13 protein-coding genes are annotated in these 24,330 nt (G+C 70.2%); 9 read left to right on the top strand and 4 right to left on the bottom strand.

Annotated features, from left to right (window positions below; all coding sequences use genetic code 11):
* Window positions 1–42 precede the first annotated feature (42 nt).
* On the bottom strand, window positions 43–2,676 hold the full coding sequence (locus tag OG520_RS10290; protein ID WP_406012974.1) for a SpoIIE family protein phosphatase: 2,634 nt from the start codon (window positions 2,674–2,676) through the stop codon (window positions 43–45).
* 413 nt (window positions 2,677–3,089) lie between these two features.
* Between OG520_RS10290 and OG520_RS10285 the strand changes: the two genes are divergently transcribed.
* From OG520_RS10285 to OG520_RS10245, 9 genes are all read left to right on the top strand, one after another.
* A complete protein-coding gene (locus tag OG520_RS10285; protein WP_406012973.1) occupies window positions 3,090–8,519 on the top strand; it encodes a HAMP domain-containing protein in 5,430 nt (1,809 codons plus the stop codon).
* A gap of 244 nt (window positions 8,520–8,763) precedes the next feature.
* Window positions 8,764–9,435, top strand: coding sequence for a two-component system response regulator (locus tag OG520_RS10280; RefSeq protein ID WP_399330309.1), 672 nt, complete (start codon window positions 8,764–8,766; stop codon window positions 9,433–9,435).
* Window positions 9,436–9,695: 260 nt separating this feature from the next.
* A complete protein-coding gene (locus tag OG520_RS10275; RefSeq protein WP_406012972.1) occupies window positions 9,696–12,464 on the top strand; it encodes a DNA translocase FtsK in 2,769 nt (922 codons plus the stop codon).
* A gap of 204 nt (window positions 12,465–12,668) precedes the next feature.
* A complete protein-coding gene (locus OG520_RS10270; protein ID WP_385542659.1) occupies window positions 12,669–13,469 on the top strand; it encodes a helix-turn-helix domain-containing protein in 801 nt (266 codons plus the stop codon).
* A gap of 147 nt (window positions 13,470–13,616) precedes the next feature.
* Window positions 13,617–15,092, top strand: a complete 1,476-nt coding sequence (gene rimO / locus OG520_RS10265; RefSeq protein WP_406012971.1) for a 30S ribosomal protein S12 methylthiotransferase RimO — start codon at window positions 13,617–13,619, stop codon at window positions 15,090–15,092.
* Window positions 15,089–15,805, top strand: coding sequence for a CDP-diacylglycerol--glycerol-3-phosphate 3-phosphatidyltransferase (gene pgsA / locus OG520_RS10260; protein ID WP_406012970.1), 717 nt, complete (start codon window positions 15,089–15,091; stop codon window positions 15,803–15,805). Before rimO ends, pgsA begins: the two co-directional genes overlap by 4 nt.
* Window positions 15,802–16,311, top strand: coding sequence for a CinA family protein (locus OG520_RS10255; RefSeq protein WP_399330318.1), 510 nt, complete (start codon window positions 15,802–15,804; stop codon window positions 16,309–16,311). Before pgsA ends, OG520_RS10255 begins: the two co-directional genes overlap by 4 nt.
* A gap of 109 nt (window positions 16,312–16,420) precedes the next feature.
* A complete protein-coding gene (locus OG520_RS10250; RefSeq protein ID WP_399330320.1) occupies window positions 16,421–16,804 on the top strand; it encodes a helix-turn-helix domain-containing protein in 384 nt (127 codons plus the stop codon).
* A gap of 255 nt (window positions 16,805–17,059) precedes the next feature.
* Window positions 17,060–17,254, top strand: a complete 195-nt coding sequence (locus OG520_RS10245; RefSeq protein WP_389985548.1) for a CsbD family protein — start codon at window positions 17,060–17,062, stop codon at window positions 17,252–17,254.
* 696 nt (window positions 17,255–17,950) lie between these two features.
* On the opposite strand, the gene OG520_RS10240 is transcribed toward OG520_RS10245, so the two are convergent.
* The 3 genes from OG520_RS10240 to OG520_RS10230 all read right to left on the bottom strand — a co-directional run bounded on the left by OG520_RS10240 (window position 17,951) and on the right by OG520_RS10230 (window position 24,321).
* Complete coding sequence (locus OG520_RS10240) at window positions 17,951–18,715, bottom strand: SDR family NAD(P)-dependent oxidoreductase (protein ID WP_406012969.1); 765 nt, start codon at window positions 18,713–18,715, stop codon at window positions 17,951–17,953.
* A gap of 36 nt (window positions 18,716–18,751) precedes the next feature.
* Window positions 18,752–19,558 (bottom strand): DNA-formamidopyrimidine glycosylase family protein, encoded by an 807-nt coding sequence (locus OG520_RS10235; protein ID WP_399330324.1) that lies wholly within the window; start codon window positions 19,556–19,558, stop codon window positions 18,752–18,754.
* A 95-nt stretch (window positions 19,559–19,653) separates the two neighbouring features.
* On the bottom strand, window positions 19,654–24,321 hold the full coding sequence (locus OG520_RS10230; RefSeq protein ID WP_406012968.1) for a DEAD/DEAH box helicase: 4,668 nt from the start codon (window positions 24,319–24,321) through the stop codon (window positions 19,654–19,656).
* Window positions 24,322–24,330: the final 9 nt, after the last annotated feature.

Here is a 24,330-nt window from a genome sequence, read left to right as displayed (position 1 = left end):
GCCAGTCGGCGGGGGCCTTTCCTGTTTGTCGGTGCTGCCGTATTAGGCGGTGTGGGGTTCAGGCACGCGCATGGCGAGGATGGCCATGTCGTCCGAGGCCGGCTCGGCGGCAAAGCGCTCCACCGCCCGCAGGATGCGGGCTGCCACCGCACCCGCCGTGAGACCGGTGCAGGTCGCCAGGACGTCCGCCAGACCGTCGTCGCCCAGCATGCGGGTGCCCTCCCGGCGTTCCGTGACGCCATCGGTGACGCACAGCAGGACATCGCCCGGGGCGAGGGTGACCGTCTGCTCGTACAGCTCGAGTTCCTCGATGACGCCCAGCAGGGGCTGAGGCTCGGCCGCTGCCTCCACCGAACCGTCCTGACGCAGGCGCAGCGGCAGCGGGTGCCCTGCGCAGACCACCTTGAGAAGGGCGCTGCCGTCCTCCTGGGGCCACAGCTCGCCGTACAGGAGGGTCAGGAAGCGGCTGCGGGCGCCCTCGTCCAGGATGGCGGCGTTGAGGCGCTCCAGGACGGCGGGGCCGCCGAAGCCCTCGCGGGCGAGAAGGCGCAGGGCGTGGCGGGCGAGGCCCGTGACGGCCGCGGCCTCCGGGCCCGTACCGCATACGTCGCCGATGGCGAAGCCGTAGGCGCCGTCACGGATCGGGAAGACGTCGTAGAAGTCGCCACCGACCTCGTTGCCCTCGCCGGCCGCGCGGTAGATGACCTCGATCTCGACATTGGGGACCTCGGGCAGCCCCGGCGGCAGCAGGCTGCGCTGCAGGGACTGGCTGATCGCCATGCGCTCCGAGTAGAGGCGGGCGTTGTCGAGGGCGAGTGCGGCGCGGCGGGAGAGGTCCTCGGCCAGTTCCAGGATCTCCTGGCGGAAATGGTCGTCGGAGGGCTTGCCGAGCGTCAGCATGCCGATGACGCGGTTACGGGCCACGAGTGGCAGGACCACCGTCTCCCCGCCGACGGCGGCCGCGGTGGCGAGCGTCGTACGGATGCCGGAGCCGAGCCTGCCCGGTTCGCCGAGCCTGCCGTTCTCACCGAGGCCGAGAGTGCGCATCGAACTGCGCAGGGCCGCCTGGTGGGCGGCCTCGGACGGGGCGGCCCAGACACGGGCGCCGGGGGTCGGCACGGGGTCCGGCGGCGCGATCTTGGAGAGCAGGGCCTTGAGGCCGTCGATGCGCTCCTCGTCCTCGTGCAGGACGTAGGAGAGATACGGCTCGGACGACTGGTCGGCGATCGTGTAGACGGCGCACCAGGTGGCCAGGGTGGGGACCGTCATCTGGGCCATCAGCGCCAGGGTCTGGTCCCGGTCGAGGGTGCCGGCCAGCAGGTCGGAAGCCTCGACGAGGAAGGAGAGGGAACCGCGGCGGAGGCGTTCCAGCTCGCCCAGGCGGGCCGACTCGACCGCCAGCGCGATCCGGTCCGCGGCGAACTGCAGGCGCAGGGCCTCCTCGTTCGAGTAGCGGCCGGCTGCTTCGGCGGCGACGCCCAGGGAGCCAGTGAGCCGCCCTTCGACCTTCAGCGGGACGGTGACGACGGAACGCATCCCGGTGCCGCCGAGCAGCGGTACGGCGCCCGGAACATTGTCGAGGTCTTCGTGGACGGCGGGCATCCGGGCGGATCCGTATCGTCCGGTACCGGCTTCCACCGGGACGCGGGCGAAACGCTGGCGGGCGGAGGGCAGACCTGTGGTGGCCCGTACCTCCAGTTCCGTTTCGTCGTCCGTCGCCAGCAGCAGAAAGGCTGCGTCGGCGTCGAGCATGTCGCGGGCCCGCTCGACCGTGCGCTGGAGCAGGCCGTCGAGGTCGTCGGGGGCGGGGGAGCCGATGAAGATCTCGAACGGGTCGGTCTTGCCGCTCTCGGCGTTCGTGTCGGACACCGGTGTGCGCACCGGCGACTGGAGCACGGCGCGTTCGTAGTCGCGGACGAGCAGACAGACGGTCGAGGGCTCGCCGTGGGTGTCGCGGACCCTCAGGTGCGAGGCGTAGACGGGGATGATCCGGCCGTCGGCACCCCGGATTCCGTAACTCCCCTCCCAGCGCGAGAGCTGGAGGGCGTCGACGATGCCCGTGTTGGTGCCGGGAGTCTGGGGCCAGGCGGTGAAGTCGGTGAGCTGCTTCCCGGTGACCTGATCCGCGGTATGGCCGAAAAGGAACGAGGAGTCCTCGTTCCAGGCCGCGATGGAGCCGGCGCTGTCGATCTGGACGACCGCCACCCGGACGCGTTCGTCGGCGACGGGGAGCAGTCCCACGGGCAGCAGCGGGCCCGCCGAACGGATGCCCACCGGGCGGTCGGGAAGATCGAGCTGGAACCAGACATGTTTGCGGGTGGGCGAGTACTCCACGCCCCACCGGGTGGCGAGTGCCGCGCAGAGCAGCAGCCCGCGGCCGTTCTCGCGGTCCGGGCTGCCGAAGTCCGGGCCCGTGCTCTGGAGCGGGATCTCACGCTCCGGATAGTGGTCGGAGACCTCGATCCGGACGCCGTCCTCCGTACGCAGGCACAGCACGTCCGCGGCGGTGCCCGCGTGGACCACGGCATTGGTCACCAGCTCGCTGGTGAGGACGACCGCGTCGTCGACGACGTCCGTGTAGCCCCACCCCTGGAGGGTGTCGCGGACAAAGGCGCGGGCGGTCGCGACGGAGCGCCCGACCGGGTCGAAGGTGGCGGCCGCGCGCGCGGTGATCACAGCACTCCCCATATGGTGTCTCGTCGCTTCCCCGAGTCCTGTGCCCGTTTCTCGCCGCTTCGATTCGCCTGCCAGGCTAGACGCTCGGTCTCGGTGCCGGATACACGAGGGGCGACTTCGGGCAGGAGCGACCAGGAACAGACTCGTGACCGGACAAGTGTGGGCTTCTCAACAGCGGGATGTGGGACAACCCTTGGAGGTTGCACCCCGGCTGTGTCGGGCCTGGTACGTTTCAACGATTTGACGTCCCCATGGTCACCCGTCGACGGTGGGCTGTGGCGGTGAGCCAAAGAAGAACTGGGCAAGCTCCCAGATAAGGCCCGAGCGATACGGTCAACCCCTGCGGGAGGGACACGGTGGAGTCTGGCGTGGCGGCGCGGGGATCAGGCACGCGCACAAAAGGCGGACAGTCCGTGAAGAAACAGCGCAATGGAACCATCGACGTCGACGCGGCGGCGCTCAACAGACTGTTGGCGGGCCTGGTGGCGATGCGCGACGGGAATTTCCGTAGGCGTCTGACCGTCTCGGGCGACGGCGTGATGGCGGAGATCGCGGCAGTCTTCAACGAGGTCGCCGACCGTAATCTGCATCTCACCGGTGAGCTGGCCCGGGTGCGGCGGGTGGTCGGACGCGAGGGGAAGCTCACCGAGCGGCTGGAGACGGGCGCGTGCGAGGGCTCCTGGGCCGCCGCGATCGACGCCTCGAACGAGCTGGTCGACGATCTGGCACGCCCGGTCTCGGAGGTCGGGCGGGTGCTGTCGGCGGTGGCCGACGGTGATCTCGAACAGCGGATGGAACTGCGGTCGCACACGTCCGACGAGACGGTACGGCCGCTGCGCGGCGAGTTCCTGAAGGTCGCCCGTACGGTCAACAGCCTCGTCGACCAGCTGTCGGCGTTCACCGAGCAGGTGACGCGGGTCGCGGTCGAGGTGGGTACCGAGGGCAAACTGGGCGGTCAGGCCCAGGTGCGCGGGATGTCCGGGTCGTGGAAGGACCTCACGGACTCCGTGAACACCATGGCGTACCGGCTGACCGCGCAGGTGCGCGACATCGCCCTGGTGACGACGGCGGTCGCCAAGGGGGATCTGTCGCGGAAGGTCACCGTCCATGTGGCCGGCGAGATGCTCCAGCTGAAGAACACCGTCAATACGATGGTCGACCAGCTGTCGTCGTTCTCCTCCGAGGTGACCCGGGTCGCCCGTGAGGTGGGTACGGAGGGCGAGCTCGGCGGCCAGGCGACCGTGCCGGGCGTGGCCGGGGTGTGGAAGGACCTCACCGACTCCGTCAACACGATGGCCGGGAACCTCACGTCCCAGGTGCGCGGGATCGCCGAGGTGACCACGGCCGTCGCCAATGGAGACCTGTCCCAGAAGGTCACGGTGAGCGCCCGCGGCGAGGTCGCGCAACTGGCCGAGACGATCAACCAGATGACCGACACGCTGCGGCTCTTCGCGGACGAAGTGACCCGGGTGGCCAGCGAGGTCGGTGGCGAGGGTCTGCTCGGCGGTCAGGCGAAGGTGCCGGGTGCGGCAGGGACCTGGAAGGACCTCACCGACTCGGTGAACACGGTCTTCAGGAACCTGACGACCCAGGTGCGCGACATCGCGCAGGTGACCACGGCGGTGGCCAACGGTGACATGACGCAGAAAGTCACCGTGGACGTGGCCGGAGAGATGCTGGAGCTGAAGAACACCGTCAACACGATGGTGGACCAGCTCCAGGCCTTCGGTTCGGAAGTGACCCGGGTGGCCCGGGAGGTCGGCCTCGAGGGCCGGCTCGGCGGTCAGGCCGAGGTGCCGGGTGCGGCGGGGACCTGGAAGGACCTCACCGACTCGGTGAACGCGGCGTTCCGCAACCTCACGGGGCAGGTGCGCGACATCGCGCAGGTGACGACCGCGGTGGCCAACGGCGACCTGTCGCAGAAGGTCACCGTGGATGTCGCGGGCGAGATGCTGGAGCTGAAGAACACCGTCAACACGATGGTGGCGCAGCTCTCGAACTTCGCCGACCAGGTGACGCGGATGGCGCGTGACGTGGGTACCGAGGGCCGCCTCGGCGGCCAGGCCCGGGTGGACGGCGTTTCCGGCACCTGGAAGGAGCTCACCGACTCCGTCAACTTCATGGCCGGGAACCTGACTTCGCAGGTGCGCCAGATCGCCCAGGTGACCACGGCGGTGGCGCGTGGTGACCTGTCGCAGAAGATCGACGTGGACGCGCGTGGCGAGATCCTGGAGCTGAAGAACACCATCAACACGATGGTCGACCAGCTCTCCGCCTTCGCGGAGCAGGTGACCCGGGTCGCCCGCGAGGTCGGCACCGACGGGCGGCTCGGCGGGCAGGCGCAGGTGCCCGGCGTGGCCGGGGTGTGGCGTGATCTGACCGATTCGGTGAACGGCATGGCGGGCAACCTCACCGCTCAGGTCCGTAACATCGCGCAGGTCGCCACGGCGGTGGCGCGTGGTGACCTGTCGCAGAAGATCGACGTGGACGCGCGCGGGGAGATCCTGGAGCTGAAGAACACCATCAACACGATGGTCGACCAGCTCTCGAACTTCGCCGAGCAGGTGACCAGGGTCGCCCGCGAGGTGGGTACGGAGGGCATCCTCGGCGGCCAGGCCGAGGTGCAGGGGGTGTCCGGTACGTGGAAGGACCTCACCCAGTCCGTCAACGGCATGGCGAACAACCTGACCATGCAGGTCCGCAACATCGCCGAGGTCACCACCGCGGTCGCCAACGGCGACCTCTCCAAGAAGATCACCGTCGATGCCAGAGGCGAGATCCTCGAACTGGTCACGACCGTCAACACGATGGTCGACCAGTTGCTCAACTTCGCCGACGAGGTGACGCGGGTCGCCCGCGAGGTGGGTACCGAGGGCATCCTCGGCGGTCAGGCCCGGGTGCCGGGTGCGACGGGTATCTGGAAGGACCTCAGTGACAACGTCAACCTGATGGCCAACAACCTGACGAGTCAGGTGCGGAACATCTCCCGGGTCTCCTCGGCGGTCGCCAACGGCGATCTGCGCAAGAAGGTCACCGTCGAGGCGCGCGGCGAGGTCGCCGAGCTCGCGGACACCGTCAACACGATGGTGACGACGCTTTCCTCGTTCGCCGACGAGGTGACGCGCGTCGCCCGCGAGGTGGGTACGGAAGGCGAGCTGGGCGGCCAGGCGCGGGTGCCCGGGGTGTCCGGTACGTGGAAGGACCTCACCGAGTCGGTGAACTCGATGGCGTCCAATCTGACCGGTCAGGTGCGGCAGATCGCCGCGGTCACCACCGCCATCGCCAAGGGCGACCTCACCAAGAAGATCGACATCGACGCGCGTGGTGAGATCCAGCAGCTGAAGAACACGATCAACACGATGGTCGACCAGCTGTCCTCCTTCGCCGAGCAGGTGACCCGGGTGGCCCGCGAGGTGGGCACGGAGGGGCAGCTGGGCGGCCAGGCCCGGGTCCGGGACGTCGACGGCACCTGGCGCGACCTCACCGAGTCGGTGAACGAGATGGCCGGAAACCTCACCCGTCAGGTGCGGGCCATCGCGGCCGTCGCCACCGCGGTGACCCGCGGCGATCTCAATCTGAAGATCGATGTGGACTCGGCCGGTGAGATCCAGGCCTTGCAGGACAACATCAACACCATGATCGCCAACCTGCGCGACACCACGGCGACCAACAAGGAACAGGACTGGCTCAAGGGCAACCTCGCCCGGATCTCCGGTCTGATGCAGGGGCGTCGCGATCTGGACGACGTGGCCTCGCTGATCATGAGCGAGCTGACTCCGGTCGTATCCGCGCAGCACGGCGCGTTCTTCCTGGCCATGCCGACCGGCGACACCGGCGCGGTGGGCCCGGACAGCGACAAGGACGGTTCGTACGAACTCTGCATGAGGGGCAGTTACGGATACTCGGCGGGCTCGATGCCGACGTCCTTCCGGCCGGGCGAGACGCTCATCGGCACGGCCGCCGAGGAGAAGCGGACCATTCAGGTGGACAACGTTCCGCCGGGGTATCTGAAGATCTCCTCCGGGCTCGGGGAGGCGCCGCCCGCGCATGTGATCGTGCTGCCGGTGCTTTTCGAGGGGAAGGTGCTCGGTGTGATCGAGCTGGCGTCGTTCCAGCCGTTCACCCACATCCAGCGGGACTTCCTCAACCAGCTCGCCGAAATGATCGCGACGAGCGTCAACACCATCAGCGTCAACACGAAGACCGAGAAGCTCCTGGAACAGTCGCAGGAGCTGGCCGAGCAATTGCGGGACCGTTCACAGGAGTTGGAGAACCGGCAGAAGGCGCTCCAGGCCTCCAACGCCGAACTGGAGGAGAAGGCCGAACTGCTGGCCCAGCAGAACCGCGACATCGAGGTCAAGAACACCGAGATCGAAGAGGCCCGGCAGGTCCTGGAGGAGCGCGCCGAGCAGCTCGCGGTCTCGATGCGTTACAAGTCCGAGTTCCTGGCGAACATGTCGCACGAGTTGCGTACGCCGCTCAACTCGCTGCTCATTCTGGCCAAGTTGCTCGCGGACAATGCCGAGGGCAATCTCTCGCCGAAGCAGGTGGAGTTCGCCGAGACGATCCACGGGGCCGGTTCCGATCTGCTCCAGCTGATCAACGACATTCTCGATCTGACGAAGGTCGAGGCGGGCAAGATGGACGTCAGCCCGACCCGGATCGCATTGGTCCAGCTGGTGGACTACGTGGAGGCCACTTTCCGCCCGCTCACCGCGGAGAAGGGACTCGATTTCTCCGTACGGGTCTCGCCGGAATTGCCCGCGACACTGCACACGGACGAGCAGCGGCTGTTGCAGGTGCTGCGCAATCTCCTCTCCAACGCGGTGAAGTTCACCGACAGCGGGGCGGTCGAGCTGGTGATCCGGCACGCCAACGAGGATGTGCCGAATGCCATCCGTGAGCAGCTCCTGGAGGCCGGCTCACTGCGCGACGCGGACGCCGCCCTGATCGCGTTCTCGGTCACCGACACCGGTATCGGGATCGCCTCCAGCAAGATGCTGGTGATCTTCGAGGCGTTCAAGCAGGCGGACGGTACGACCAGTCGCAAGTACGGCGGCACGGGGCTCGGGCTGTCCATCAGCCGGGAGATCGCCCGGCTGCTGGGCGGCGAGATCCACGCGGCCAGCGAGCCGGGCCGAGGCTCGACGTTCACGCTGTATCTGCCGTTGCACCCGAGCGAGTTGCCGCCGCAGGGATACCCGCAGATCGGCCCCGGTTCCATCGAGGCACATGGCGCCGCGGTCGAGCAAGGGCTGCTGCCGGAGGCCGGTCCGGGTGCCGACCCGGCGGCCACGGCACCGGGTTCGGCCGGTGCGGCCGGCCTGATGCGGCGGCGCCGCAAGAGCCTGGAGAGCGCGGAGCGGCGGCCCGCGCTGCCGCCCCGGAGTACCGCTCCAGCGGCTCCGCAGGAGCCGTGGACGCTCGCCGGGCAGGAGGAGTCGGCGGCACGCAGGACGTTCCGGTTCCGTGGCGAGAAGGTGCTCATCGTCGACGACGACATCCGTAACGTCTTCGCGCTCACCAGCGTGCTGGAGCAGCACGGCCTCTCGGTGCTGTACGCGGAGAACGGGCGCGTGGGCATCGAAGTCCTGGAACAGCACGACGATGTGACGGTCGTACTGATGGACATCATGATGCCGGAGATGGACGGCTATGCCACGACGACGGCGATCCGCAGGATGCCGCAGTTCGCCGGGCTGCCGATCGTCGCGTTGACCGCGAAGGCGATGAAGGGTGACCGGGAGAAGGCGATCGAATCCGGCGCTTCCGACTATGTCACCAAGCCTGTCGACCCTGATCATCTTCTTTCCGTAATGGAGCAGTGGATGCGCGGAGAGTGATCATTAGCTGAGCGAATCGCGATGAGTTGCTGATCGGCTGTGCCCGCAGGGGTGTGAGAGGGCGCTGTACGGGGAACCTTCTGGTCCCCCACCGCGTTTCTGCTGTGTGCACAGTGACATCGCGGTGACAGGGTGTGGCGACGGGCGGGGTGCGGCTACCATGACCGGCACAAGGACGGACGGCGTAAGGGAGTCGTCCCCTGGGGCGGCGCCCGGTGCAATTCCGGGGCGAGGAGGACGGGCCATGGTGCAGAAGGCCAAGATCCTCCTGGTCGATGACCGGCCGGAGAATCTGCTGGCGCTGGAGGCCATCCTCTCTGCGCTCGATCAGACACTGGTACGGGCATCGTCAGGGGAGGAAGCGCTCAAAGCGCTGCTCACGGACGACTTTGCGGTCATTCTGCTGGACGTCCAGATGCCGGGCATGGACGGTTTCGAAACCGCCGCGCACATCAAGCGGCGGGAACGGACCCGGGACATCCCGATCATCTTCCTCACCGCGATCAATCATGGTCCGCATCACACCTTCCGGGGTTATGCGGCGGGCGCGGTGGACTACATCTCGAAGCCGTTCGACCCGTGGGTGCTGCGGGCCAAGGTCTCGGTCTTCGTCGAGCTGTACATGAAGAACTGCAAGCTGCGCGAGCAGGCGGCGCTGTTGCGGCTCCAGCTCGAGGGCGACGGCAGCGGCGCGGACCACGAGAACGAGCCGGCGGGGCTGCTGGCCGAGCTCTCGGCGCGGCTCGCGGCCGTCGAGGAGCAGGCCGAGGCGCTCTCCAAGCAGCTCGACGACGAGTCGGCGGATGCCGCGGCGGTGGCCACCGCGGCCCATCTGGAGCGCAAGCTCACCGGGCTGCGCCGGGCGCTCGACGCCCTGGAGCCCGGCACCGGAAGCGGCGCCGCCCTGCCCTCGTAACGCCGCAGCCGCACCGTCGCGACTCCGCAGCGCGGGAAGGGCCGGGGTCGCGGCGGTCCGGCGGCTCGACTTCCGGCCGGGGGCGGGCGGTTGTCCTGAGCGCCGGCCCAACTGCCCCTTCCGTTCCGGCGCTCGACGGCCCGGGAGCAGGGCGTTCGGCGGTGAGGTCGCGTCAGTTTGCGGCCCCTGTGCAGCGACACGGTCGGGTGAAGCGGCAGTCGCACGTGTTCACGGCCGTCGACACCGGTAACCTCAGCACCATGGCCTCACGTACGTCCGGCAAGGGTTCCCAGGGCACGGCGGGCACCGCGAAGCGCGTCGGCCGTACCGCGGGGCCGGTCAAGAAAGCCGCGCCCGCGAAGAAGACCGCCGCGAAGAAGACCGCCGCCAAGAAGAAGGCCCCCGCCAAGAAGGCGGCGGCGAAGAAGGCGGCCCCGCCCCAACCCGCCCCGTCGCCCACCGGCGGTGTGTACCGCCTGGCGCGCGCCGTCTGGCTCGGTGCGGCCCACGCCGTCGGAGCGATGTTCCGCGGCGTAGGGCGTGGTGCCAAGGGGCTCGACCCCGCACACCGCAAGGACGGCGTCGCGCTGCTGCTGCTCGGGCTCGCGCTGGTCGTCGCCGCGGGCACCTGGTCGAATCTGCGCGGACCCGTCGGCGACCTGGTGGAGATGCTCGTCACCGGGGCCTTCGGGCGGCTCGATCTGCTCGTACCGATACTGCTCGGCGCCATCGCCGTACGGCTGATCCGCTACCCGGAGAAGCCCGAGGCCAACGGCCGCATCGTCATCGGGCTCTCCGCCCTCGTCGTCGGGGTGCTCGGGCAGGTCCACATCGCGTGCGGATCGCCCGGCCGGGGGGACGGCACCACGGCGATGCAGAACGCGGGCGGGCTCATCGGCTGGGCGGCCTCCAAGCCGTTGATCTACACCATGGGCGAGGTCCTCGCCGTACCGCTGCTGTTGCTGCTCACCGTCTTCGGGCTGCTGGTCGTCACCGCCACCCCGGTGAACGCCATCCCGCAACGGCTGCGGCTGCTCGGCACCAAGCTGGGCCTTCTCCACCCGGAGTACGACCCCGAGGCGGACGAGGAGAACGACGACGAGCGCTACGACGAGCAGTGGCGCGAGCAGCTTCCCGCCGGCTCCCGCCGCTCCCCGGCACGCCGTTCCGAAGCGCCCGCCGAGTACGACCCCGAGCAGGCCGAGGTCGATGCGCTCTCCAAGCGCCGCAGGCCGCGCAGGCCTTCCGTGCAGCCCGCGATGAACCGCACCATGGACGCGGTGGACGTGGCGGCCGCCGCGGCCGCAGCCCTCGACGGAGCCGTGCTCAACGGCATGCCGCCCTCGCCGGTCGTCGCCGACCTCACCCAGGGCGTCTCCGCCGAGCGCGAGCGTCCGGGCACGCCGGTCCCCGGCGCCCGGGAGGGCGAAGCCTCCTCCGGAGCAGGGAAGCGGCCCGCACCCTCGGGCGGCGTACCCGATCTGACGAAGCCCGTGCCCGACTCGCAGTCCCAGCCGCTGCCGGCCCGCGCCGAACAGCTCCAGCTCTCCGGCGACATCACCTACTCGCTGCCCTCGCTCGACCTGCTGGAGCGCGGTGGCCCCGGCAAGACCCGTAGCGCGGCCAACGACGCGATCGTCGCCGCGCTGACGAACGTCTTCACCGAATTCAAGGTGGACGCCGCCGTCACCGGCTTCACCCGCGGACCGACGGTCACGCGGTACGAGGTCGAGCTCGGCCCTGCGGTGAAGGTCGAGCGGATCACCGCGCTCGCCAAGAACATCGCCTACGCCGTCGCCAGTCCCGACGTCCGGATCATCTCCCCGATCCCGGGCAAGTCCGCCGTCGGCATCGAGATCCCCAACACCGACCGCGAGATGGTCAACCTCGGCGACGTGCTGCGCCTCGCGGACGCCGCCGAGGACGACCACCCGATGCTGGTCGCGCTCGGCAAGGACGTCGAGGGCGGCTACGTGATGGCCAACCTGGCGAAGATGCCGCACGTGCTGGTGGCCGGTGCGACCGGTTCCGGCAAGTCGTCGTGCATCAACTGCCTGATCACCTCGGTCATGGTGCGGGCGACCCCGGACGACGTCCGGATGGTGCTGGTCGACCCGAAGCGCGTCGAGCTGACCGCGTACGAGGGCATCCCGCACCTGATCACGCCGATCATCACCAACCCGAAGCGCGCCGCCGAGGCACTCCAGTGGGTCGTACGGGAGATGGACCTGCGGTACGACGACCTCGCCGCGTTCGGGTACCGGCACATCGACGACTTCAACCAGGCCGTCCGCAACGGCAAGGTCAAGCCGCCGGAGGGCAGCGAGCGCGAGCTCTCGCCCTACCCGTATCTGCTGGTGATCGTCGACGAGCTCGCCGACCTGATGATGGTCGCTCCGCGCGATGTGGAGGACGCCATCGTCCGGATCACCCAGCTGGCCCGTGCCGCCGGTATTCACCTGGTGCTCGCGACCCAGCGGCCCTCGGTCGATGTCGTCACCGGTCTGATCAAGGCGAACGTGCCCTCCCGGCTCGCCTTCGCGACCTCGTCGCTGGCCGACAGCCGGGTCATCCTCGACCAGCCCGGCGCCGAGAAGCTCATCGGAAAGGGTGACGGTCTGTTCCTGCCGATGGGGGCGAACAAGCCCACCCGTATGCAGGGCGCCTTCGTCACCGAGGACGAGGTCGCGGCCGTCGTCCAGCACTGCAAGGATCAGATGGCGCCGGTCTTCCGCGAGGACGTGGTGGTCGGCACCGCCAAGAAGAAGGAGATCGACGAGGACATCGGCGACGACCTGGATCTGCTCTGCCAGGCCGCCGAACTGGTCGTCTCCACCCAGTTCGGGTCCACCTCGATGCTTCAGCGCAAGCTCAGGGTCGGCTTCGCCAAGGCCGGCCGGCTGATGGACCTGATGGAGTCGAGGAACATCGTCGGGCCCAGCGAGGGATCCAAGGCCCGCGACGTCATGGTGAAACCCGAGGAGTTGGACGAGGTGTTGGCACTGATCCGTGGGGAATCCGCTCCGTAGGTGAAGTACGGGCAACCGTTTGGCCGGGTCGTACGTCAACTTGGAGGGAGGGGCGGCAGAATTGTCCTTCCCGGGACGGTCCGGGGAATCGGACGGCGTTCGAGTCCGATGGAGGGCAAAGTCCTTCCTCCCGGTTGCCCCACCCTTTCGTACCCCCCCTAGACTGAACACCCAGCAGGTGGCTCACGCTCGAAAGGCGCCCCCGTGTCCATCGGCAACTCCCCCGAAGACGACCGGCCTTCGATCGGTCGAGCGCTCCAGCAGGCTCGCATCGCCGCAGGTCTCACGGTCGAAGAGATCAGTTCGTCCACCCGGGTGCGCATCCCTATCGTGCACGCGATCGAAGAGGACGATTTCTCCCGCTGCGGCGGCGACGTGTACGCGCGCGGCCATATCCGTACGTTGGCGCGTGCCGTCGGGCTCGATCCGGAACGGCTGGTTTCGCAGTACGACGCGGAGCACGGCGGCCGTCCCGCGCCCACGCCCGCGGCACCACTGTTCGAGGCCGAGAGAATCCGTTCCGAACCCCGTCGGCCCAACTGGACGGCGGCCATGGTCGCGGCGATCGTCGCCGTCGTCGGTTTCGTCGGCTTCACCTTCGTCAAGGGCGGCGACGACACCCCCACGGCCACCCAGCTCGCGGAGGGCTCGGCACCCAACACGAAGAGCCCCAAGCCGAAGCCCGTCAAGCCCGTCGATCCCAAGCCGGCGCCCTCCGACAGTGCCATCGCCGCGGCGCCCAGGGACAAGGTGACGGTGCGGCTCAACGCCAACCAGGGCAAGAGCTGGATCTCCGCCAAGGACCACAACGGTCGTCTGCTCTTCGACGGTCTGCTGCTGCAGGGTCAGACCAAGACCTTCCAGGACCAGGAGCGGGTCGACCTCGTCCTCGGGGACGCCGGCTCAATCGAGCTCTTCGTGAACGGCAAGAAGGTCGAGGACAAGTTCCAGCCCGGCCAGGTCGAGCGGCTCTCGTACACGAAGGGCGACCCGGCGGTCGGCTGATCCATACACGCACCGTCTGCCCAGGCGGCATCGACGACATGGCGAGCGCCCGGCAACTCCGCCGGGCGCTCGCCCCATTTGTTACTCGGTGTAACGGTGGAACCCTGCGCGGCAGGGCGAGTGCCGGGACAAAGTAGTCTTGAGCCCATGCCCGAACGCCGTACCGTCGCCCTTGTCACTCTTGGCTGCGCCCGTAACGAGGTGGACTCGGAGGAGCTCGCAGGCCGCTTGGCAGCGGACGGCTGGGAGCTCGTCCAGGACGCCTCCGACGCGGATGTCGCCGTCGTCAACACCTGTGGATTCGTCGAGGCCGCCAAGAAGGACTCCGTCGACGCCCTGCTCGAAGCCAATGACCTGAAGGACCACGGCCGGACCCAGGCCGTGGTCGCCGTCGGCTGCATGGCCGAGCGCTACGGCAAGGACCTCGCCGAGGCCCTGCCCGAGGCGGACGGTGTCCTCGGCTTCGACGACTACGCCGATATCTCCGACCGCCTCCAGACCATCCTCAACGGCGGCATCCACGCCTCCCACACCCCGCGCGACCGGCGCAAGCTGCTGCCGATCAGCCCGGCCGAGCGGCAGGACGCGGCCGTTTCCCTGCCGGGGCACGCCCAGGAGGCCGAGCCGGCCCCCGCGCCCGAGGACCTCCCCGACGGTGTCGCCCCGGTCTCCGGGCCGCGGGCGCCGCTGCGCCGGCGGCTGGGCACCAGCCCCGTCGCCTCGGTGAAGCTCGCCTCCGGCTGCGACCGCCGCTGTTCCTTCTGCGCCATCCCGTCCTTCCGCGGATCCTTCATCTCGCGGCGCCCCTCGGACGTGCTGCAGGAGACCCGCTGGCTGGCCGAGCAGGGCGTCAAGGAGGTCATGCTGGTCTCCGAGAACAACACCTCGTACGGCAAGGACCTGGGCGACATCCGGCTGCTGGAGACGCTGCTGCCGGAGCTCGCCGACGTCGAGGGCATCGAGCGGATCCGGGTCAGCTACCTCCAGCCGGCCGAAATGCGGCCCGGCCTCATCGACGTACTGACCTCGACGCCGAAGGTCGCGCCGTACTTCGACCTGTCCTTCCAGCACTCGGCACCCGGCGTGCTGCGGGCAATGCGCCGCTTCGGCGACACCGACCGCTTCCTGGAGCTGCTGGACACCATCCGCAGCAAGGCGCCGCAGGCCGGTGCCCGCTCCAACTTCATCGTGGGCTTCCCCGGTGAGACCGAGGCCGACCTCGCGGAGCTGGAACGCTTCCTCACCGGCGCCCGGCTCGACGCCATCGGCGTCTTCGGCTACTCCGACGAGGAGGGCACCGAGGCCGTCGGCTACGAGAACAAGCTGGACGCCGACGTCATCGCCGAGCGGCTCGCGCACATCTCGCAGCTGGCCGAGGAGCTGACCTCGCAGCGTGCCGAGGAGCGCCTGGGCGAGTCGCTCCAGGTGCTCGTCGAGTCCGTGGACGACGAGGACGGCGCGGTGGGGCGTGCGGCGCACCAGGCACCCGAAACGGACGGCCAGGTGCTGTTCACCACACGCGAGGGCCTCGTACCCGGCCTTATGGTCGAGGCAAAGGTCGTGGGCACCGAAGGAGTGGATCTGGTGGCCGAGTGTTCCGAACTCGTGGAGGCGGCCAGATGACGGGAGTCCCGGCATCCGCGGCAGGCGGCTCCGGCGCGAAGCCGGTCCGCGGCGGCAAGCTGGGCACTGCGGCCGTCAATCAGGCCAGCCTGTGGAACATCGCCAATCTGCTCACCATGCTGCGGCTGGTGCTGGTGCCCGGCTTCGTGCTGCTGCTGCTGCACAACGGCGGGTACGACCCGGTCTGGCGGTCGTTCGCCTGGGCGGCCTTCGCCGTCGCCATGATCACCGATCTGTTCGACGGTCATCTGGCGCGCACCTACGACCTGGTCACCGACTTCGGGAAGATCGCCGACCCGATCGCGGACAAGGCGATCATGGGCGCGGCGCTGATCTGTCTCTCGTATCTCGGCGATCTGCCCTGGTGGGTCACGGGCGTGATCCTCTTCCGCGAGATCGGCATCACGCTGATGCGCTTCTGGGTGATACGGCATGCGGTGATTCCGGCCAGTCGTGGCGGGAAGATGAAGACTCTGGCGCAGGGTACGGCCGTCGGGATGTACGTCCTGGCGCTGACCGGTCCGCTGGCCACCCTGCGCTTCTGGGTGATGGCGGTGGCCGTCGTGCTGACGGTCGTCACCGGGCTCGACTATGTGCGTCAGGCCGTCGTACTGCGTCGCAAGGGGCTCGCGGCCGAACGGGCCGCCGCAAGGGGCACAGGACCGGTCCCGGGCACCACGGGAAGCCGTGATTCGGCGGAGGCCGAGCGGTGACCGCCGCGGCCAGGGTGCTGGAGCTGCTCGTGGAGCGGAGGGAGACCCTTGCCGTCGCCGAGTCGCTGACCGGCGGTCTGGTCGCGGCGGAGCTGACTTCCGTGCCGGGTGCCTCGCAGTCCTTCCGGGGCTCCGTGACGGCGTACGCGACGCCCCTGAAGCGGGATGTCCTGGGTGTGGACGGCGTTCTGCTGACGCAGCGCGGTGCGGTCGACCCGGAGGTGGCGCGGCAGATGGCAGCCGGTGTGCGCCGCGTTCTCGGGGCGGACTGGGGCATGGCCACCACCGGGGTCGCGGGTCCCGAACCGCAGGACGGCAAGGCCGTGGGCACGGTCTACGTCGCGGTCGCCGGACCGGACGGCGTGGAGAATATGGCCGAGCTGAGGTTGAACGGCGGACGGGCGGACATCCGTAGAGAGAGCGTACGGAGCGTGCTCGAGCTGCTCTCCGCCGAACTCGGCAAGAATGCAAGGGCACAGGATACGGAACAGAACGGGGGGAATTGATGTTTGCAGCCCTGAGTGAACACGACATCGCTCCCCGCACGGCCGCGGCGCAAGGCGGTACGGTGGGGCGTGAAGGATGCGGCTACGCGGTCCGAGGAGGGAGCCACCGATGATTCTGCTCCGTCGCCTGCTTGGTGACGTGCTGCGTCGGCAGCGCCAGCGCCAAGGCCGTACTCTGCGCGAAGTCTCCTCGTCCGCCCGAGTCTCGCTCGGCTATCTCTCCGAGGTGGAGCGGGGGCAGAAGGAGGCATCCTCCGAGCTGCTCTCCGCCATTTGCGACGCGCTTGACGTACGGATGTCCGAGCTCATGCGTGAAGTGAGCGATGAGCTGTCGCTGGCCGAACTGGCCGAGTCGGCAGCAGCCAGTGATGCGGTGCCTGTACCGGTCCGGCCAATGCTCAATTCCGTCTCCGTGACGTCGGTGGCAGGTGTGCCGACGGGACGGGTGACCATCAAGGCGCCCGCGGAAGCGGTGGATGTCGTCGCCGCCTGACCCGCGTGGTCCGGTGTGAAACCGAGCCCCGGTCGTCCCTCTTGAGGGGGCGGTCGGGGCTTCTGCATGGGCCGGGGGAGGGGTGGACGGGACGGGGTGTTCCGGCGGCGGGCTCGGGCAGCAGTCAGAGGGGCGGGTTGAGGCGGCCTGCTCGGGCGGTGGCTCGGATGGTTCTCGAATGACCGTTTTATGCGGTTTGTGCCATGGTGGGTGGTGCCGAACGGGAGAGTTGTTCCCCTACCCGAAGGAGTCACAGTGGTTGACGAAGGCGCCAAGGACAAGATCAAGGGCAAGGCCAAGGAAGCCATGGGCAAGATGACCGGCGACCGGCGCAAGGAGGCCGAGGGCAAGATGGACCAGGCCAAGGGCCGGGCCAAGGGCACCATGAGCGGCGCCCAGGAGCGCGCGGAGGGCATGAAGGACTCTCTGCGCCCCGACGACGAGCGCTGACCGCGTACACCGAGCCCCCACCCGAAACGGTGGGGGCTCGGTGGTGCCGCGGTACCGTCCGTTCTGGATGCGGCCCGAGCCCAGCCGGGCGAGACTGCGAAGAGCGGAACGTCGGCCGGTGGGATCGCGTCGTGATCGCGCACTCCGGTCCCGCGCCGGAGAGCCTCCGGCCGGAGCGGGGTCACGGTCCGGCACGTCGTGCCCGGGAGTTCCGGGCGAGAGCGCGCAATGGTCCGCGGCTGTGCACATCGCGCCGGTGGTGCGCCGATGCGCCCTCCCGCCGGGCGAGCGCGCCGCACTAGGTTCGGCCGGAGGAGGCAGCCATGGTACGGCGATGGGTGCCGGCGCTCGTTCTCGGCGGGGTGTGGTGGTGGGCCGTGCTGCGGCTCGTGCTGGAGCCGGCTCATGCCGGATTTGTCGAGGGCGCGGTGGCGGCGGGTGGATGGGGGCTGAGCCTGCTGCCCGTCCATGTGGCGGCGACCGCCGGGTCGGCGGGGGCGGGCGGTCGCGGTGCGAAGACGGGCGGATGGGGTGTGCGAGCGGGCGCGGCCCGGTGGTCGGCTGTCGGGGAGCGGTGGGCGGGCCGCCGGTTCGATGCCGGAGCCCGGTGGGCGGGCCGCCAGTTCGATGTCGGAGCCCGGTGGGCGGTCCGCTGGTTCGATGTCGGAGCCCGGTGGGTGGAGCGGGGGTGGCGGGCTACCAGGGCATGGCTACGCCGCCGTTCGGGCGGAGGATCTGGCCGGTCATGAAGGCCGACGCGTCGGAGGCGAGATGGAGCACGGTGTGGGCCACGTCCTCGGGTTCGCCCACTCGCCCGAGCGGGGAGATCCGCGCCATCGTCGCCTCCACCCGGTGCTGCCGGTCCGCGTCGTGGCGGGCGGTCATGGGTGTGCGGATCCAGCCCGGGGCGACGGCGTTGACGCGGATGGCGTGCGGCCCCAGTTCGGTCGCCAGCGTCTTCGTCAGCTGGACGACCGCGGCCTTGGCCGCGCTGTAGCAGAGCAGTCCCGGGCCGGCGGAGTCGACCGCTCCCGAGGCCATGGTGATCAGTGAGCCGGGGGCGCCGCGCGCGATCATGCTGCGGGCCACTTCCTGACAGGCGTACAGCACGCCCTTGAAATTGACCGCGAGAACGCGGTCGAGATCCTCGTCCGTGGTCTCCAGGACGCTGCTCGAATGCATGATTCCGGCGACGGCGGCCAGGATGTCGAGGTCGCCGGCGGCGGCCACCGCGGCCTCGACCCGACTGTGGTCGGTGACATCGAGGCCGTGGATGTGGGATGCGCCACCCGCCTCGGTGATCAGCTCCCGGGTTTCCAGCAGGCCCTTCTCGTCCAGGTCGGCGCAGTGCACGGTGGCGCCCGCGGCCGCGAGCAGCATGGCGCAGGCTCGGCCGATGCCGCCTGCCGCGCCGGTGACGAACGCGGAGCGGCCCGTGAGGTCGTACGCGGTGAGGGACATGACCGGACGGTACGACTGGATCTGACGGATCGTCAACTAGTGTGTGGGGCCTGACTGGCAGCGCGGACACCAGTAGGTGGGGCGGGTGTCCTGATCTGCCGAGCGGATGGGCGTGCCGCAGCGCAGGCAGGGGCGGTTGGCCCTGCCGTAGACCCAGAGCCGTTCTTTCGGGCCGTATCCACGTGGGGCCGTGCTCGTGGTCGTGGTCGTGCGCATCGGGCGGTCGCGGTTGGCTTCGAGCAGCTGTTTGGCTGTCGTGACCAGGCGGGCGGCAGTGGGGGCGGCCAGGTCGCCGACGGGGAGCCAGGGGGTGGCGCGGGCCAGGAAGCAGAGCTCGGCCTTGTAGATGTTGCCGATTCCGGCCAGGTTGCGCTGGTCCAGCAGGGCTTCGCCGAGGGGGCGGTCGGGGGCGGCGAGCAGATTGTGCAGAGCGGTGTCGGGGTCCCAGTCCGGGCCCAGCAGATCGGGGCCGAGATGACCGACCGCCTTCACCTCGTCCCGGGTGCGGAGGAGTTCGAGGACCGGCAGCCGGTAGCCGACGGCGGTGTGCTCCGCGTTGGCGAGGACGGCACGGATCTGGTGGGCGGGGCCACCGCGCCAGCGCTCGCCCGCGGCGTAGACGCACCAGGCACCGTCCATCCGGAGGTGGCTGTGAAGGGTGAGGCCGCCCTCGATACGGGTGAGGAGATGCTTGCCGCGCGAGATGACGTCCAGAACCGTCCGGCCGGTGAGGTCGGCGGTGGCGAACCGGGGCACGCGCAGGTCGGAGCGGGTGAGGACCTGACCGGCGAGTGCGGTGTGCAGACGTTTGGCCGTCTGCAGGACGGTGTCTCCTTCGGGCATGCCTCCATGATGCGGGGCGGGGAGGGGGTGTGGGCTGGTGTGCGTGGTGTGGGGGTGCGCGGTGCGGTGTACGAGGAGTGGGGTGCGCCGGTGGTTCAGGCGCGCAGGCGGAGCCCCCTCGGGGTGGCGAGGAAGCCGGCCGCCTCCAGCGTGCGGCCGAGCGGGGAGGTCAGGGACGGTGCGCCGTTGGTGCGCTCCACCGTGACCGTGCCGAGCGCCCCCGCGCGGGCGGCCGCCGCCAGTGCTCCCGCTGCCGCGAGGAGAGCGGGGTCGTCCGGGTCGGTGGGCCAGGCCAGCAGCGTCTTGCCGCCGCGCTCCATGTACATCGCCAGCTCGCCGTCGACCAGCACCACCAGGGCGCCCGCCTTGCGGCCGGGTTTGTGCCCGGCCCCGTCCGGCGGCTCGGGCCAGGGCAGGGCCGCGCCGTAGGCATTGGCCGGGTCCGCCGCGGCGAGGAGCAGAGCACGGGGCGCTGCGCCCGGCTCCGCACGGTCGCGGGCGGTGGATGTGGCACGCAGCCGGTCCACCGCGCCGTCCATCGCGAACTGTGCCGCCCCCAGCCCTTCGACCACGTAGCCGCGCCGGGCCTGCCCGTTGTCCTCGAAGGCGGACAGGATGCGGTACGTGGCGGAGAAGCCGCCTTCGACGCCCTCGGCCTGGACCGCGCCGCGGGTCACCACTCCGTGGCGGTCGAGGAGTGTGCGGGCCAGGGCATGGGCACGGTGTGTGGGGTCGGGTTCGGTGGCGGGCAGCAGGGACCAGCGGCCCGAGACGGTGGGCGGGCCGGTGCGGGACGCGGGCCGGGCGGCGGCGGTGAGCGAGCCGTAACGCCCGCGCGGGACACTGCGTCTGGCGCGGTGGGCGGTCGACCCCGCCGTACGACCGGAGCCGAGGAGCGAGCGCAGCGGGGCGAGCGTGTCATTGGTGAGCCGGCCCGACCAGGCCAGCCCCCAGACGGCATCGGCCAGTTGCGGATCGGTGCAGTCCGGATGTGTGGTGGCGCGGACCTGATCGGCGATCTGCCGGAAGAACAGCCCGTACCCGCCGCTCAGGGTGGTCAGGACGGATTCGTGCAACGCGCTGAGCTCCAGCGGGTGCGGAGGCGGGAGGAGCAGGGGTGCGCTGTCGGCGAGATAGAGGGACAACCAGCCGTCCTTGCCCGGGAGGGCGCCGGCGCCGGCCCAGACGACCTCGCCGGTGGTGGTCAGCTCGTCGAGCAGCGCGGGGGTGTAGCCCGTGACCCGGCCCGGCAGGATCAGCTTCTCCAGCGCCGACGCCGGGACGGGCGCGCCCTGCAACTGCTCGATGGCGCGGGCCAGTCCGTCGATTCCGCGCAGGCTGTTGTTGCCCAGGTGCTGCCACTGGGGGAGGAAGCCGGCGAGCGCGGCGGGCGGGACCGGCTCCAGCTCGTGGCGGAGCGCGGCGAGCGAACGGCGGCGCAGCCGGCGCAACACGGTGGCGTCGCACCACTCCTGGCCGATACCGGCGGGATGGAACTCGCCCTGGACGGTCCGGCCGGACGCGGAGAGCCGTTGCAGCGCCCCGTCCGTGACAGCGGTGCCGAGGCCGAAGCGGGTGGCGGCCTCGGTGGAGGTGAACGGGCCGTGCGTACGGGCGTACCGGCCGAGGAGATCGCCCAGGGGGTCCTTCACCGGCTCGGTGAACGCCTCGGGGACGCCGACCGGGAGGGCGGTGCCCAAGGCGTCCCGCAGGCGGCCCGCGTCCTCGATCGCGGCCCAGTGGTCGGCGCCGCCGATCCGGACCCGGATGGCCCGGCGGGCCGCGGACAGCTCCGGCGCCCATGACGGGCGGGCGCCGCGCTCCGCCAGCTCCTCGTCGGTGAGCGGGCCGAGGACCCGCAGGAGGTCGGCGACGCCTTCGACGTCCTTGATCCGGCGGTCCTCGGTCAGCCATTGGAGCTCCTGCTCCAGCTCGGTCAGGACACCGGCGTCGAGCAGCTCGCGCAGCTCCGCCTGGCCGAGGAGCTCCGCCAGCAGATGGGAGTCGAGGGAGAGGGCGGCGGCCCGCCGTTCGGCCAGGGGTGAGTCGCCCTCGTACAGGAACTGGGCGACGTAGCCGAACAGGAGCGAGCGCGCGAAGGGCGAGGGCTCGGGGGTGGTCACCTCGACCAGCCGGACACGGCGTGCTTCGAGATCGCCCATGAGCTCCGTGAGCCCGGGGACGTCGAAGACGTCCTGGAGACATTCGCGGACCGCTTCCAGGACGATCGGGAAGGAGCCGAACTCCGACGCGACCTGGAGGAGCTGCGCGGCACGCTGGCGCTGCTGCCACAGCGGGGTGCGCTTGCCGGGGCTGCGACGCGGGAGCAGCAGGGCGCGGGCCGCGCACTCGCGGAACCGGGAGGCGAACAGCGCCGAACCGCCGACCTGGTCGGTGACGATCTGGCCGATCTCGCCCTGATCGAACGTCACGTCCGCCGCGCCGACGGGTGGTTGTTCGCTGTCGTGCGAGGGGCCGGGCAGCGGTACCGGGTCCTGGGCCGGGGTACGGGCGAGGTCCTGCGCGGGATCGAAGTCCAGGAGGTCCAGACCCATCAGGTCGGCGTCGGGCAGCCGCAGCACGATGCCGTCGTCGGCATGCATCACCTGGGCGTCCATGCCGTACCGCTCGGAGAGGCGGGCGCTCAGCGCCAGCGCCCACGGCGCGTGCACCTGCGCGCCGAACGGGGAGTGGACCACGACCCGCCAGTCACCCAGCTCGTCACGGAAACGTTCGACGAGGATGGTCCGGTCGTCCGGCACATGGCCGCAGGCGCGGCGCTGTTCGTCGATGTACGACAGGGTGTTGTCGGCGGCCCAGGTGTCGAGACCGGCGGCGAGCAGGCGCTCCCGGGCGTCCTGCGGCGACAGCCCGCCGATCTCGCGGAGAAAGGCCCCGAGCGCGCGCCCCAGCTCCAGCGGGCGGCCCAGTTGGTCGCCCTTCCAGAACGGCAGCCGACCGGGAACGCCGGGGGCGGGCGAAACCAGGACCCGGTCGCGGGTGATGTCCTCGATCCGCCAGGACGTGGTGCCGAGCGTGAAGACATCGCCGACCCGGGACTCGTACACCATCTCCTCGTCGAGCTCACCGACCCGGCCGCCGCCCTTCTTGGGGTCGGCTCCCGCGAGGAAGACTCCGAAGAGCCCCCGGTCGGGGATCGTTCCCCCGGAGGTGACGGCGAGCCGCTGTGCCCCCGGGCGGCCGGTGACCGTACCGGCCACCCGGTCCCAGACCACACGCGGGCGCAGCTCGGCGAAGGCGTCGGAGGGGTAGCGGCCGGCGAGCATGTCCAGCACGGCGGTGAACGCGGACTCGGGCAGGGAGGCGAAGGGCGCGGCGCGGCGGAACACCGCCAGCAGGTCGTCCACCTGCCAGCTGTCCAGAGCGACCATGGCGACCAACTGCTGGGCCAGCACGTCCAGCGGGTTGGACGGGACCCGGAGCGCCTCGATGGACCCCTCGCGCATCCGCTCGGTGACCACGGCAGCCTGCACCAGATCGCCCCGGTACTTGGGGAAGACCACTCCGGTGGAGACCGCGCCGACCTGGTGTCCGGCCCGGCCGACCCGTTGCAGGCCGGAGGCGACCGACGGCGGTGACTCCACCTGGATCACGAGGTCGACCGCTCCCATGTCGATGCCCAGCTCCAGACTGGAGGTGGCGACGACGGCCGGCAGTCGGCCCGCCTTGAGGTCCTCCTCCACCTGGGAGCGCTGTTCCTTGGAGACCGAACCGTGGTGGGCGCGGGCGAGCAGCGCGGGGGCACCCTTCGCCGCACCGGACTCGGCCATGATCTCGGCGGGGGAGTGGGACTCGGCGATCGTCTCGCCGGTGAGCCGCTCGTACGCGATCTCGTTGAGGCGGTTGCACAGCCGCTCGGCGAGGCGGCGGGAATTGGCGAAGACGATGGTGGAGCGATGCTGCTGGACGAGGTCGACGATCCGCTCCTCGACGTGGGGCCAGATCGACGGCTTGTCCGCCTGGCCGGCCTGGTCGGTGTCGGTGGCGGGGGAGCCGCCGAGCTCACCCAGATCCTCGACCGGCATGACCACCGACAGGTCGAACCGCTTGGTGGACGGCGGCTGGACGATCTCCACCTTGCGCCGGGGCGAGAGGAAGCGCGCCACCTCGTCGACCGGACGGACCGTCGCCGACAGGCCGATCCGCCGTGCGGGACGCGGCAGCAGCTCGTCGAGACGCTCCAGCGACACGGCGAGATGGGCGCCCCGCTTCGTGCCCGCGACGGCGTGGACCTCGTCGAGGATCACCGTCTCGACACCGGACAGCGCCTCCCGGGTGGAGGACGTCAGCATCAGGAACAGTGATTCGGGCGTGGTGATCAGGATGTCCGGCGGCCGGGTCGCCATCGAGCGGCGCTCGGCGGGCGGGGTGTCGCCGGAACGGATTCCCACCCGGACCTCGGGCTCGGGCAGTCCCAGGCGCACCGACTCCTGGCGGATGCCGGTCAGCGGGGAGCGGAGGTTGCGCTCGACATCGACCGCGAGTGCCTTGAGGGGCGACACGTACAGCACGCGGCAGCGCTTCTTCGCCTCGGCGGGCGGCGGGACGGATGCCAGGGTGTCCAGCGCGGCGAGAAACGCGGCGAGGGTCTTGCCGGAACCGGTCGGTGCGACGACGAGCACGTCCGAACCCTCGCCGATCGCGCGCCAGGCACCCTCCTGCGCCGCGGTGGGCGCGCTGAAGGCACCCGCGAACCAGCCGCGGGTCGCGGGTGAGAACGAATCGAGCGCAGAGCCGACCATGTCCCCCAT

The sequence above is a fragment of the Streptomyces sp. NBC_00984 genome, assembly GCF_045162475.1.
GTDB lineage: Bacteria > Actinomycetota > Actinomycetes > Streptomycetales > Streptomycetaceae > Streptomyces.
The sequence above is the reverse complement of the archived record's forward strand: the minus strand, read 5'-3'. Positions and strand labels throughout refer to the sequence as shown.

What these genes read in the sequence shown, in the direction of transcription:
- OG520_RS10230 (WP_406012968.1), bottom strand. Translation starts at nt 24,321, where the DNA reads ATGGTCGGCTCTGCGCTCGATTCGTTCTCACCCGCGACCCGCGGCTGG.
- OG520_RS10250 (WP_399330320.1), top strand. Translation starts at nt 16,421, where the DNA reads ATGATTCTGCTCCGTCGCCTGCTTGGTGACGTGCTGCGTCGGCAGCGC.
- rimO (WP_406012971.1), top strand. Translation starts at nt 13,617, where the DNA reads ATGCCCGAACGCCGTACCGTCGCCCTTGTCACTCTTGGCTGCGCCCGT.
- OG520_RS10240 (WP_406012969.1), bottom strand. Translation starts at nt 18,715, where the DNA reads ATGTCCCTCACCGCGTACGACCTCACGGGCCGCTCCGCGTTCGTCACC.
- OG520_RS10280 (WP_399330309.1), top strand. Translation starts at nt 8,764, where the DNA reads ATGGTGCAGAAGGCCAAGATCCTCCTGGTCGATGACCGGCCGGAGAAT.
- OG520_RS10275 (WP_406012972.1), top strand. Translation starts at nt 9,696, where the DNA reads ATGGCCTCACGTACGTCCGGCAAGGGTTCCCAGGGCACGGCGGGCACC.
- pgsA (WP_406012970.1), top strand. Translation starts at nt 15,089, where the DNA reads ATGACGGGAGTCCCGGCATCCGCGGCAGGCGGCTCCGGCGCGAAGCCG.
- OG520_RS10235 (WP_399330324.1), bottom strand. Translation starts at nt 19,558, where the DNA reads ATGCCCGAAGGAGACACCGTCCTGCAGACGGCCAAACGTCTGCACACC.